The sequence below is a fragment of the Catenulispora rubra genome (assembly GCF_015356825.1).
Taxonomy (GTDB): Bacteria; Actinomycetota; Actinomycetes; order Streptomycetales; family Catenulisporaceae; genus Catenulispora; species Catenulispora rubra.
Map to the genome: position 1 here is coordinate 1 of NZ_JAACYW010000325.1, position 12361 is coordinate 12361.

At 69.1% G+C, this 12361-nt stretch carries 13 protein-coding genes and 1 pseudogene; 1 reads left to right on the forward strand and 13 read right to left on the reverse strand.

Annotation, left to right across the window (positions count from 1 at the left end; all coding sequences use genetic code 11):
* Positions 1-196 precede the first annotated feature (196 nt).
* The 6 genes from GWK61_RS46670 to xerD form a co-directional block, all read right to left on the reverse strand.
* Complete coding sequence (locus GWK61_RS46670) at positions 197-916, reverse strand: septum formation family protein (protein WP_194919390.1); 720 nt, start codon at positions 914-916, stop codon at positions 197-199.
* Positions 917-1041: 125 nt separating this feature from the next.
* Positions 1042-1947, reverse strand: a complete 906-nt coding sequence (gene scpB / locus GWK61_RS61630) for an SMC-Scp complex subunit ScpB (protein WP_194919392.1) — start codon at positions 1945-1947, stop codon at positions 1042-1044.
* A complete protein-coding gene (locus GWK61_RS46680) occupies positions 1944-3020 on the reverse strand; it encodes a segregation and condensation protein A (RefSeq protein ID WP_323748070.1) in 1077 nt (358 codons plus the stop codon). The genes scpB and GWK61_RS46680 overlap by 4 nt, the downstream gene beginning before the upstream one ends.
* A gap of 16 nt (positions 3021-3036) precedes the next feature.
* Positions 3037-3612: a hypothetical protein gene (locus tag GWK61_RS46685; protein WP_228564083.1), complete on the reverse strand. Its 576-nt coding sequence runs from the start codon at positions 3610-3612 to the stop codon at positions 3037-3039.
* A gap of 2 nt (positions 3613-3614) precedes the next feature.
* Positions 3615-4634: a ParA family protein gene (locus GWK61_RS46690; RefSeq protein ID WP_369125668.1), complete on the reverse strand. Its 1020-nt coding sequence runs from the start codon at positions 4632-4634 to the stop codon at positions 3615-3617.
* A gap of 407 nt (positions 4635-5041) precedes the next feature.
* Positions 5042-5953 (reverse strand): site-specific tyrosine recombinase XerD, encoded by a 912-nt coding sequence (gene xerD, locus GWK61_RS46695; protein ID WP_194919396.1) that lies wholly within the window; start codon positions 5951-5953, stop codon positions 5042-5044.
* 196 nt (positions 5954-6149) lie between these two features.
* On the opposite strand from xerD, the gene GWK61_RS46700 reads away from it, so the two are divergent.
* Positions 6150-6869, forward strand: a complete 720-nt coding sequence (locus GWK61_RS46700) for a hypothetical protein (RefSeq protein ID WP_194919398.1) — start codon at positions 6150-6152, stop codon at positions 6867-6869.
* A gap of 90 nt (positions 6870-6959) precedes the next feature.
* Here GWK61_RS46700 and ald read toward each other — a convergent pair whose 3' ends face one another.
* From ald to GWK61_RS46735, 7 genes and pseudogenes are all read right to left on the reverse strand, one after another.
* A complete protein-coding gene (ald, locus tag GWK61_RS46705; protein WP_194919401.1) occupies positions 6960-8075 on the reverse strand; it encodes an alanine dehydrogenase in 1116 nt (371 codons plus the stop codon).
* Positions 8076-8359: 284 nt separating this feature from the next.
* Positions 8360-9568 carry an RtcB family protein gene (locus GWK61_RS46710; protein WP_194919403.1) on the reverse strand — a complete coding sequence of 403 codons (1209 nt, stop codon included), beginning with the start codon at positions 9566-9568 and terminating at the stop codon, positions 8360-8362.
* A 202-nt stretch (positions 9569-9770) separates the two neighbouring features.
* A complete protein-coding gene (locus GWK61_RS46715; protein WP_194919405.1) occupies positions 9771-10439 on the reverse strand; it encodes a DUF3800 domain-containing protein in 669 nt (222 codons plus the stop codon).
* Positions 10440-10547: 108 nt separating this feature from the next.
* Positions 10548-11132: a GTP-binding protein gene (locus tag GWK61_RS46720; protein WP_194919407.1), complete on the reverse strand. Its 585-nt coding sequence runs from the start codon at positions 11130-11132 to the stop codon at positions 10548-10550.
* Positions 11125-11550 carry a DUF742 domain-containing protein gene (locus GWK61_RS46725; protein ID WP_194919409.1) on the reverse strand — a complete coding sequence of 142 codons (426 nt, stop codon included), beginning with the start codon at positions 11548-11550 and terminating at the stop codon, positions 11125-11127. Before GWK61_RS46725 ends, GWK61_RS46720 begins: the two co-directional genes overlap by 8 nt.
* The gene (locus tag GWK61_RS46730) at positions 11547-12044 is read right to left on the reverse strand and encodes a roadblock/LC7 domain-containing protein (RefSeq protein ID WP_194919411.1); all 498 of its coding nucleotides are present in this window, start codon (positions 12042-12044) and stop codon (positions 11547-11549) included. Before GWK61_RS46730 ends, GWK61_RS46725 begins: the two co-directional genes overlap by 4 nt.
* A 13-nt stretch (positions 12045-12057) precedes the next feature.
* Positions 12058-12361 (reverse strand): annotated as a pseudogene (locus GWK61_RS46735) (hypothetical protein); the annotation flags it as partial.

Here is a 12361-nt window from a genome sequence, read left to right on the forward strand (position 1 = left end):
GTCCACCGCCCGCCCCGCAGGAGCCGGATCCCCGGGATCCACCGGCGGAGCCGGAGCGGCCTCCACCGGACTTACTGGGCTGGGAACGGCGAGCGGGGGTGTTCATGGCAACCATTGTCCCCTATCTGGGACCCCCGCTCGTCCGCCCTCTGTTCAGCCGGGCTACATGCCCGAAGTGTGCCGGCCGGGCGGCCGTCTAGCTCTTGACGATGGAACCGGTGAAGTCGGTGTCGTTTTCGTACACGCAGGTGATGTCGTGGTAACCCTGCGCCCAGGTGCTGTTGTCGGCGAAGAGCATGCTCGGCTGCGCGTTCTGCGGGAGCTTGGACTGGTCGACCTTGTCCTTGGCCGCGCTCTCGCACAGCGGCTGGGCGGTGGTCGTCAGCTGGTCGTCGGTGGGGGCCACGGAGGTGGCGCCGGGGAAGGCGAAGCTGTAGAACGCCTGCGCGTTGTGGGGCTGGGTGCAGGGGATCGCCTTCACCGAGGCGAAGCCGGCCGCGGCGTCCGTAGGCTTCTCGTAGCAGTCGCCGGCGTGGAGGCTGACGGCGTCCAGGGTGCCGGCCTTGCTGATGGTGCCGGAGGCGTCGCGGTGGGACTTGTGGCTGTTCGCGACCAGGTAGCTGATGCCGCCGCCGATCAGGACGACGACGAAGATGCCGAGGCGGACGTAGAGGAGGATCGGACGGCGCTTGCGCTTGGGGGCGGGGCCGTAGTTGGCGCCGCCGCCGTTGCCGTTGCCGTACGGGTTCTGCGGGGCCTGGGCGTAAGGGTTCTGCTGCTGGCCGTACGGGTTCTGCTGGCCATAAGGGTTCTGCGCCTGCGCCCCATAGGGCATCTGGTCCTGAACCGGCGCGTGGTTTCCGCCGGGGCCAGATATGCCCTGGTAGGGCGGCTGGTTGGTTTGAGGTTCGGTCATGGCGGGAAGATTAGTGGGCCGCGCCGACAACGTATTGCTCACTTGACACAGAGATGATCGATGCCCGATTCGTCCGGGTATCGGTGTCGGTCGAAATGCCGTCAGCCGGGCGGATCAGGTCGCTGTCACGCCAGCGACTCGTTCTCCTCCATCGACTCCACCGAGGGCAGCAGCGGCGCCAACTCCGGCAGCTCGTCGAGGGTGCGCATGCCCATCTTCTCCAGGAACAGGAGCGTGGTGCGGTAGAGGATGGCGCCGGAGTCCGCGTCGGTACCGGCTTCCTCGATCAGGCCGCGGGTGAGCAGGGTGCGCATGACGCCGTCGCAGTTCACGCCGCGCACAGCGGAGATGCGCGAGCGGCTGACCGGCTGGCGGTACGCGACGACGGCAAGGGTTTCCAGCGCCGGCTGACTGAGCTTGGCCTGCTGACCGTCGAGAACGAACTTCTCGACGAGAGGCGCACACGCCGCGCGTGTGTAGAGGCGCCAGCCGCCGGCGACCTGCCGGAGGTCGAAACCCCGCTGCTGCTCGGTGTACTCGGCGGAGAGCTCATGGAGGGTCTGGACGACCTCGTCGCGCGGCCGCTCGGTGATCTGCGCCAGAACCACGTCGGCCACCGGCTCCTCGACCACCAGGAGGATCGCCTCCAGGCACTGCCGCAGCGGCGGGAGCGGCGCCATGTCGGTGGAGAGCTGCCAGGTGGCCTCGTCGAGGTCGGCGAGGGAGGGCTCGGCCTCGGTGCGCGGGGACGGCAGCGGGGTGGATTCGCTGCGGGGGGCTGGGAAGCCGGCGGCGGAGGCAGAAGGCACGGCGGGCTCATCACGAACCACAGAAGTCTCAGCAGCAGGCCGATCGGCGGCAAGCGCGGCGGTTGCCTCAGCGGCCAGGTCGGAGGCGGCCGAAGACTTGGCGGCAGCAGCAGCGGCGGGCTCGGCGGTTTGCTCGCGAGGCACAGGAGTCGCGCCCTCAGCCTCGGCACCCTCGTCGGCGGCAACGTACTCCGGGCTCTCGTACTCCCAGTCGTCGCTCATTCCTGCTCTCCCGCTTCCCACTCTTCGTCCACTGCTTCCAGTGCTTCCAGCTCCGGCTCGGCCGGTTCCTCGTCGGCCGGGGCGCTGCGGTCGAACTCGTCGACCGCGACCTTCAGGTCGCCTTCTTCGGTGCCGGTCCAGGAGATGGTCAGTTCGGCGAAGGCGTCGGGTTGGTCGAACATCACTGCGGCTTCGCGGAAGAGTTCCAGGAGGCCGAGGAAGCGGGCGACGATGGTCAGGGTGTCGGGGGCGTCTTCGCAGAGCTTCTGGAAGGAGGCTTTGCGGAGCTCGCGCATCTTCGCGATGAGGACTGCCACCTGTTCGCGGACGCTGACCTTGCTGCCGTGCAGGTGTGTGACCGAGACCTCGGGTGGGGTCTTCGGGGTCATGGCCTTTACCGCGAGGGCTGCGAACTGTTCGGGGGTCAGGTTGATGATCACTTCGGGGAGCAGGTCCGCGAAGGACGGTTCCAGCTTCACCGAGCGGGGGAACATGCGGCCGGCGGCGGCGTGGCGGCGGCCGAGGTCGGTGGCGACCTGCTTGTAGGCCCGGTACTGGAGCAGGCGGGCGAACAGCAGGTCGCGGGCTTCCAGCAGGGCCAGGTCGCCCTCGTCCTCGACCTCGGCGGCCGGGAGGAGGCGCGCCGCCTTCAGGTCCAGCAGGGTCGCGGCGATGACCAGGAACTCCGAGGCCTGGTCCAGGTCCCAGGAGTCGCCCATGGCGCGGATGTAGGCGATGAACTCGTCGGTGACCTTGGACAACGCCAGGGTGGTGACGTCCAGCTTGTGCTTGGCGATCAGGCCCAGGAGCAGGTCGAAGGGACCCTCGAACTCCGGGAGGCTGACCTGGAAGCCCTCGACGCGGGCCGCGGTGTCCTCGGTGCCCGCCGGAGCTTTCTTGGCGGGAGCGGCCTGGACCGGAGCGGCCTGGACCGGAGCTGCCTCGGCCGCGGCGGCGTCGGACGTGCCGGGAGCGCCGGACGCGTCCGCCACGTCCCCCGCACTCGCCGCAGCCGCGTCGGCGTCCGCAGCCGCAGCCGCAGCCGCCGCGGCTTGGTCCACTTCCAGAGTCACGCTTGCACTCTAGCGGTCACCCGCCGGCGGACAGCCGCTTGACCAGGATGCTGTCCCGCCCGCGCGCGTCGAGGTCGGCCAGCAGCGCGGCCACGGCCTCGCGCACGATGCGCCCGCGGTCCACCGCCAGGCCGTACTCGCCGCGCAGCATGATGCGCGCGTGCTCCAAGCCGATGAGCTCGTCCGGGGACACGTAGACGGTGATCTTCTCGTCGTGGCGCTCGCGGCCGCTCGGTCGGCGCGGGGCCGTGACCTTGCGGGACTGGGCTGACGGAGCCGGCGGGGCGACATCCGGTGCCGATGCCGGTGCCGGAGCCGCCGGCTCAGCCGCCGAGGCCTGCACCGCGGCCGCCGCTTCCTCGGCGGAGACCGCCGGCGCCGGTACCGTCTTGCCCGGCCCCTTCGGCCCGGCCGCGTCGGACGCGCTCGGCGGCGCGACCGGAGTGTGACCCCGGTCGGCCCGATCGCCCCGGTCGCCCCGGTCGCGGGCCGGCGGACGCTCGGCGCTCTCGTCCTCGCGGGCCTCCCGGCCCTCGCGCACCAGCGTGCCGTTGCCGGCCGTGGTGCGGAACAGCTCGTCAGCCGCGGGCATCCTCACCCGGCGTGGCACCGGACCAGAACCTCCCTCGCCAGCTGGCGGTAGGCGGCGGCGCCGACCGATGCCGAGGCGTACGAGGTGATGGGCTCGCCGGCGACGGTGGTCTCCGGGAAGCGGACGGTGCGGCCGATCACGGTGTGGAACACCTGCGGGCCGAAGGCCTGGACCACGCGGGCCAGCACCTCGCGGCCGTGCACGGTGCGCGCGTCGTACATGGTGGCCAGGATGCCGTCGAGCTCCAGCTCCGGGTTCAGCCGCTCGCGGACCTTCTCGATGGTCTCGGTCAGCAGCGCCACGCCGCGCAGCGCGAAGAACTCGCACTCCAGCGGGACGATCACGCTGTGCGCGGCCGTCAGCGCGTTGACGGTGAGCAGACCCAGGGAGGGCTGGCAGTCGATGATGACGAAGTCGTAGTCCTGCAGCACCGGCTTGAGCGTGCGCGCCAGCGCCGACTCCCGGGCGACCTCGGTGACCAGCTGCACCTCGGCGGCCGACAGGTCGATGTTCGACGGCAGCAGGTCCATGCCCGGCGTCACCGTCTTGAGCAGCACGTCCTCGACGTTCACCCCGCGGTGCATCAGCAGGTTGTAGACCGTGCGGTCCAGCTCCATCGGGTTCACGCCCAGGCCCACCGACAGCGCGCCCTGCGGGTCGAAGTCGACCAGCAGCACCTTCTGCCCGTACTCGGCCAGCGCGGCGCCCAGGTTGATGGTCGACGTGGTCTTCCCGACGCCGCCCTTCTGGTTGCACATCGCGATGATGCGCGCCGGGCCGTGCTCGACCGGGGGCCGGGGCACCGGGAACCGCGGCATCGGGCGGCCGGTCGGCCCCACCCGCTCGCGGCGCTGCGTCGCCGGGTCCGGCGCGAGCGTGGCGGCGTAATCGGGGTCCGGCTCTATCTCCGCGTCCGGGTCGAACCCGTCCTGGTAGCGGAGTTCGTCCTCGATGATGCCGTAGGGGTCGTCGAACTCCACTCCGGCGCGAGCGGCGTCGGAGGTCTTGTCAGTCGTGTTCATCATGTCCTCGGAACGCTGTGGATTACGAGGAGCAGGCGTGATCCCCGTCTGAGACGCCATCGCGCCGGCGGAGCCGCCCTGGGCGGCGGAGGTCGGTGCGACCACCTGGCCGGCGGCAAATGTCGACTCATTCACAAGTCGTTCTACCTCCTTACCGACTTGCCCACTCTCATCGCTGGAGTGACTCTATGGGCACGGTGTCATTACAGCAAGGCAATGAGACACACAGGGGTCGTTTCAACCCGGTTCCTGGCGGAAAACCAGAGATAAATCACCCGAACCGGTATGCGCTGCCGCTATCTGTCATCTCATATCAGGATGGTTGGTCACGGGTGTGTCACAGTGCACATCCGAGCACTCGCGAACACCCCGCAGACCGCGCTTCCCGAGCGGCCAGCGTACCGCGATCAGCCGTTCAGGGCCCTGGGATGGCTGGTGGCGTACACCTCACGGAGCCGGTCGACGGTCACCCGGGTGTAGATCTGAGTGGTCGTGGCCGAACTGTGACCCAACAACTCCTGCACGGTGCGGATGTCCGCTCCCCCGTCGAGCAGGTGGGTCGCGAACGAGTGCCGCAGCGTGTGCGGGGAGACCTTGCCGGCCAGGCCCACGCGCTCGGCCACGGCGCCGAGGACCGTCCACGCACCCTGACGCGTCAGCCGGCCGCCGCGCGCGTTGAGGAACAGCGCGCCGGCGTTGCCTGATCTGGCCTTACGCGCGAGTTCCGGTCGCAGGCGCACGAGATAGTCGTCGATGGCGCGGCAGGCATAGGAGCCCACGGGGACGAGGCGCTGCTTGCCGCCCTTGCCGTCCAGGATGACCGTGCGGTCTTCGCGGTCGATGTCGTCCACGTCCAGGGCCACGGCCTCGCTGACGCGCGCACCGGTGCTGTACAGGAACTCCAGCAGGGCTCTGTCGCGCAGCGCCAGAGGCTCGTCGATCTCGGTCGCCGCGAGCAGCCGCTCGATGTCGTCCAGCGGCAGTGCCTTGGGCAGCCTCAGCGGCACCTGCGGCGGCGCGACCTCGTCGGTGACGTCGACACCGACCCAGCCTTCAGACAACGCAAACCGGTGCAGACCGCGCACAGCCGACATCGTGCGGGCCGCGGACGACGCGGCGCCGCCCTGGAGGCTCGCGAGGAACGCGCCGATGTCCGAACGATCGACGTCGCTGAGATTCGCCCGGCCGCACGTGTCCAAGAAAACCCTGTACCGTGCGAGGTCCCTCCGATAAGCGGCCAGAGTGTTGGTGCTCAGGCCGCGCTCGACCGACAGGTGCTCCAGATGGGTCTTGACGCGGTATTCAAGCTCGTCGGACACGGGGTCACCGTACCCCGCGGCGATCCATCAGGTATCTGATGGGTTGACAGGTGGGGTGTCGTTCAGCTGATGTTTGTCAGTGGCTTTGGGGGTGGGACCTTACTTGTGGGGGTCCCATGGCGTAAAACAGTCGTTCCGGCACTGTGTCGGAAGTGCGTTCGTCACGCACTGATTTCTTGTGGGGGTTTCGGGCAAAATGGACTTCAAGCAACTCCAGGCCAGACTCGGCCGTACAGGTCAGGTCTTCGTGGGCGGGGCACTCCTGGTCTTCATCTTGAGTTTCCTTCCTTGGTATTCGGTGTCGTCCAGCTTCGAGGGGCATTCCTACTCGGGGCACCTCGCCGCCTGGCACGCGCAGTTCGGGGCCTGGTTCCCGGTCGTGCTCATCCTGGCGCTCGGCGTGGTCACGGTGCTGTGGGCCATGGACACGCTCAAGTGGTCCCAGCTGTTCGTCTGGGCCGTCGGTACCGCCACCGCGATCGTCGCGACGGTCGTCATCCTCCTGCGGTGGATGACCTATCCGTCGGCGAGCGGCGCTGACGCGTTCGGCGGGTCCGCCAGCGCGGGCGCCGGCTGGGCGCTCTACGCCAGCGTCGTCATCACCGCGGCCATGGCGGTCTTCGGCTACCTCGGCTTCGTCGGCGCCGGCGGCGACATCAAGAACCTGCCCGCGGTGTTCCAGGGCGGGCCTGGCGGCGGTCCGGGCGGACCGGCCGGGCCTTCGGGTCCGACCTTCGACCCGAACCAGGCGCCGTACCAGGCCCAGCAGCCCTACCAGGCCCAGCAGCCGTACCAGGCGCAGCCGCCTTACCAGGGCCAGCAGGGCCAGCAGCCGCCGTACCAGGGGCAGCAGCAGCCGCCGCAGCAGGGGCAGCAGCCCTACCAGGGCCAGCAGCCGCCGTACAACCAGCAGTGACCGTAGGCTTTTCGGGCAAGCTTGAAAGGGCCCTGGCGCTTGCCAGGGCCCTTTTCGGCGCCGTTTTCAGTCAGCTCAGCGCGTCGGCCGTCAGGCCAGCACCTCGTCCAGCTTCAGCGACGGCAGGCCGTGCGCCTCGCCGACCTGCGGGTAGGTCAGCTGGCCGGCGTGCGTGTTCAGGCCCAGGGCCAGGGCGTGGTCGCGCTGGCAGGCTTCCTTCCAGCCCAGGTTCGCGATCTCGACCGCGTACGGCAGGGTGACGTTGGTCAGCGCGTAGGTGGAGGTGTAGGGCACCGCGCCGGGCATGTTGGCCACGCAGTAGAAGACCGAGTCGTGGACCTGGAAGGTCGGCTCGGCGTGCGTGGTCGGGTGCGAGTCCTCGAAGCAGCCGCCCTGGTCGATGGCGATGTCCACGAGCACCGAGCCCGGCTTCATGCGCGAGACCAGGTCGTTGCCGACCAGCTTGGGCGCCTTGGCGCCGGGCACCAGGACCGCGCCGATGACCAGGTCGGCCTCCAGGCACGCCTGCTCGATCTCGAAGGCGTTGGAGGCCAGGGTCTGGATCGTGCCGAACTGGTCGGCGTCCACCTGGCGCAGCCGGGCGATGCTCTTGTCGAGCAGCTTGACCTGGGCGCCCATGCCCTTGGCGATGACCGCGGCGTTGATGCCGGAGACGCCGCCGCCGATGACCACCACATTCGCCGCCTGCACGCCGGGCACGCCGCCCATCAGCACGCCGCGGCCGCCGTTGGCCTTCTGCAGGGTCGCCGCACCGACCTGGGCCGCCATCCGGCCGGCCACCTCGGACATCGGGGCCAGCAGCGGCAGCGAGCCGTCGGGCAGCTGCACGGTCTCGTAGGCGATGGCGGTGATGCCGGAGTCCAGCAGCGCGTCGGTGCACTCGCGGGAGGCGGCCAGGTGCAGGTAGGTGAACAGGATCTGGTCCCGGCGCATGCGGTGGTACTCCGCCGCGATCGGCTCCTTGACCTTCAGGATCAGGTCGCCGGTGGCCCAGACCTCGTCGGCGGTGGCCAGGATGGTCGCGCCGGCGGCGACGTACTGCTCGTCGGACAGGGACGAGCCGGCGCCGGCGTCCTTCTCGACGAAGACCTCGTGGCCGTTGCGGACCAGCTCGTGGACCCCGGAGGGGGTGATCGCGACGCGGTACTCGTTGTTCTTGAGTTCGCGGGGAACGCCGACCTTCATGGCGACCAGATCCTTCGTTCGGTTCGATACGGCGCCGACCTCGCTGTCGGCTCCGACTGTGCTCGATACGGAAATGCCAGATTCACCCGATATGGTGGTGATGGTGATCGAGTGACCGACTCGCGTCTCATGGCGATGTGGCGAGTGTATCTCCGAGCGACCGGTTGGATCGGTGACACCGTGTCAGGCTGAGAGCCGGAAATCGTACGGGGTGACGGGCCGCCTGCCTTCCGATCGAAGGTCGCCGAGGTCATCGGCCTGGGGAAGGCAGGCGGGTCCGGTGGTCAGCCCTTGACGCAGACCACCTGCTTGAGCTCCGCGACGATCTCCACCAGATCGGTCTGCCGCGCCATGACCGACCGGATGTCCTTGTAGGCGCCGGGGATCTCGTCGACGACCCCGGGGTCCTTCCGGCACTCGACGCCCTTGGTCTGCTGCTTCAGGTCGTCGACGGTGAACCGCTTGCGCGCCTGGTTCCGGCTCATGCGCCGGCCGGCGCCGTGCGAGGCGGAGTTGTACGCGGCGTCGTTGCCCAGCCCGCGCACGATGTAGGAGCCGGTGCCCATGGAGCCCGGGATGATGCCCAGGTCCCCGCCGCCGGCCCGGATCGCACCCTTGCGGGTGACGAGGACGTCGACACCGTCGTAGGTCTCCTCCGCCACGTAGTTGTGGTGGCAGGAGATGGCCTTGTCGAAGCCGACCTTGGGGAACTCCTTACGTATAACCTCGGCGAAGAGCCAGAGCATCACGGCCCGGTTGCGCCTGGCGTACTCCTGCGCCCAGAACAGATCGCGCCGGTAGGCCGCCATCTGCGGGGTGTCCGCGAGGAAGACCGCGAGGTCCGGGTCCGGGAGGTCCTGGTTCTGCGGGAGCGTCCGCGCGACCTCGATGTGGTGCGCGGCGAGCTGGTTGCCGATGCCCCGGGAGCCGGAGTGGAGCATGAGCCAGACGGCGCCCTGCGCGTCGAGGTTCACTTCGAGGAAGTGGTTGCCCCCGCCGAGCGTCCCCATCTGCTCGGATACCCGGCCCCGCTTGCCCCGGGTGACGGAGGGCTCGAGCTCGTCGAAGCCCTCCCAGAAGTCGTGCCATCCCCGCAGCGGCTTCTTGGCGCCCGGCTCCTGCACCGCCTCCAGGCGCACATCCTTGTGGTGCACGCCCCGCCCGACCGGGATCGCCTGCTCGATGCGCGTCCGCAGCTTGCCGAGGTTGTCAGGCAGCTGATCGGCCGTGAGAGTCGTCTTGACCGCGGCCATGCCGCAGCCGATGTCGACCCCCACCGCCGCCGGCGAGACAGCACCCTTCATCGCGATGACCGACCCGACCGTCGCCCCGATCCCGAGGTGCACGTCCGGCATCACGGCGACGCCGTGCGTCCAGGGCAGGGCCGCGACGTTTCGGAGCTGGTCCAGCGCCTGCGGTTCGACAGACTCCGGGTCGGCCCACATCCGGATCGGCGAGCTCTGCTCGGTCGATCCGGGAACTGTCGTGTACATGCTTCTACCCTGCCTCTTTCGCATTCGTGTTCGTTGGAAGACGAAGACTATGAGGCCATGCGTGGTGGGGGTGCGGCAACAGGATTTGCGGGTGGGACACGAGTTGTATCGTTTCGGGTGATGCGCGTATAGTGGTCGTGCTGGGGCAGCCGGGATTTCCTGGGAACTGCCCCGGCTTTCGTTTTGCCTCGCAGCCGTCGAATCAGACCTGCGCAATCGTGCCGACCTGGCCGAGGTAGTCGCAGAACCAATCGTGTATGGCGATCCGGGCCGGATCCCGCAGCACCGCTTGGTACGCCACGTAGGACACGAGGTCGGCTGCCTGCACGAGGTAGCTCTGATGAGCTTGCTGATGTGCCGGGTCCTCGATGATCCGGCGCGTGGGCTTCAGCTGCCGGTGCGCCTTCTTGTAGCGCGAGTCGGTGCCGTTGCCGTCCATGACGACGGTGCCGTACTCGCCTGCGGCGCGCAACCGGTCGGTGACGCCGTCAAGGAAGCAGCGGTACACGTCCAGCTGTTCACGGGCGTAAGCATCACGTCTCGCATCCGTGTGCCTGGCGACGGCCCCGACCCGTACGCCGGGCATCCGCGCCACAGCCTGAAGCACCTCGACCGCGACCTGGTGTCGCAATGCTTTGCAACGGTTCCATTCCGGGTCCTTCGAGGGGTTTCCACGACCGTTGATGAAGCGATAGGCGTGCAGCTCGGTGTAGGCGTCGATGCCGTAGGCGGTCAGCAAGTAGTCGCGAACCTGAAGCCAGTGATCAAGGGCCGCAGACCAGTCCTCGGCCGCGACCTGGACGAACCCGTAGACGATCCAGCCACTCTGAGGTGAGCCGGAGTCGTCAACGTAGTACCAACGGAAGCTCATATCGGGACACTACATAGCGATACGATCCCCCCGTTCGGGGAAAAACTATCGAACCGGTCATACCGGCCAGTTCTCCGCCCGAACGAGTGACCGAACCGCACCCTGCGCCTAATACCCCCGAGCCCGCGTCAAAGCATGCTCCAGAACCACAATCAGCGATTCCCGCACCGAGTCGGCACTGCGTGCGTCGAAAGCCACCACCGGAACCTCGGGGGCGACGTCCAGTGCTGAGCGCACGGCGGGCAGGGAGTGCGACAGCACGCCGTCGAAGGCGTTCACCGCTATCGCGAAGGGGGTGCCGTCGCGCTCGAAGTAGTCCACGGCGGGGAAGCACTCGTCCAGCCGGCGGGAGTCGACGACGACCAGGGCGCCGAGGGCGCCGGCGGTCACGTCCTTCCACATGAAGCCGAAGCGGTCCTGGCCCGGGGTGCCGAAGATGTAGAGCTTCAGCGTGGGGTCCAGGGTCAGGCAGCCGAAGTCCATCGCGACCGTGGTGGTGGTCTTGCGCGGTGTCATCGTGGTGTCGTCCACGCCTGCCGCGACCTCGGTGATCGCGGCTTCGGTGGTCAGCGGTTCGATCTCGCTCACCGCGCCGATGGCGGTGGTCTTGCCGACGCCGAAGCCGCCGGAGATCACCATCTTCACCGGTTGCGGGGGGCGGGTCGCGGTCGCCGTCGTGCCGGCTTCAGTCATGGCCGGGTCCGCCTGACGTGTGGATTGCGCGGAGGCCATCGATCACCCTTCTCAAGATGTCCAGATCCGAGCTGCCGGCCGCGCGAGGGACGTGCACGGTGAGCAGCTGTCGTGTGTGCAGGTCGCCGACCAGGACGCGGACCACGTTCAGGTGCAGGCGCAGCCGGGCGGCCAGTTCGGCCAGGGAGACCGGGACGCGGCAGGCCTCGATGATGGCGCGGCGCTCGAAGGCCAGGTGCGCCTCGTCCAGCTGGGCCAGCGCCTCGGGGGTGGCGACCAGCTGGGTCTCCATCGGCAGCGACTGTTCCTCGGCGACCACGCGTCCTTCGGTGAGCAGGAACGGGCGCACCGCCGAGACCGGCTCGGCGGTGTCGCGCTGCTGCTGCTCGGCGGGGCCGGCCCCGCCTGCCTCGGTCACCCCTGCCCACCGCCCGGTCTGCGTGCGGGGACGCCCGTGCCGACGGTGTTCTTCAGCTCGATGATCAGGGCCGGGCTCAGGACGGCGCCGACGCGGTTGGCGAACAGCGTCATCTCGTAGGCGACGTTGGCCAGCTTTGCGTCGGCCGTGGTGACCGCGCCGAGCACGGCACCGCTGCCGATCCTGGTGATCAGCAGATAGCCGCCCTCCATGTCGATGATGACCTTGTTCAGCGCGCCCAGGCCGTAGTTGCCCCCGGCGCCGGCGGCCAGCGAAGTCATCCCGGAGACCACGGCGGCCAGCCGCTCGGAGGACCCCGGGTCCTGCGGGCGCGAGACAGCGATCAACAGCCCGTCGGACGACACCGCGATGGCGTCGACCACGCCGGCCGTCTCGTTGGCGAAACGGGAGACCATCCACGTGAAGTCTGCGGCGTCGGCCGCGAGCCGCTGTTCATCGCTCTCCCACGGGGCGGCACTGTTAGAACCGATCATGAGTGTCGTCCTCCTATTGGTCTTCCCCGTCCCGCTCCGGCGTGGTCGGGCCCGCGTGGCGGGCCGCCTGCCGGCGGGTCGGAATCTGGTCGGCGCTGTCGCGGTTCGCTCGTTCCACTCCCGCTTCGAACTCCTCCAAAGCGTCCCGCACGGCCCGCGCGTCCTGCGGCTGGACCGGCCCGTCGGGACCCACCACCGGCATCTGGCTGGTCGGCCAGTCCGGGTGCGAGGCCGTCTTGCGGACCCGGCGGGGCAGGGCCCCGTGGGCGGGCTGGGGGGTGGTGGCGCTCGGCGGTGCGACGGCGCCACCACCCCGC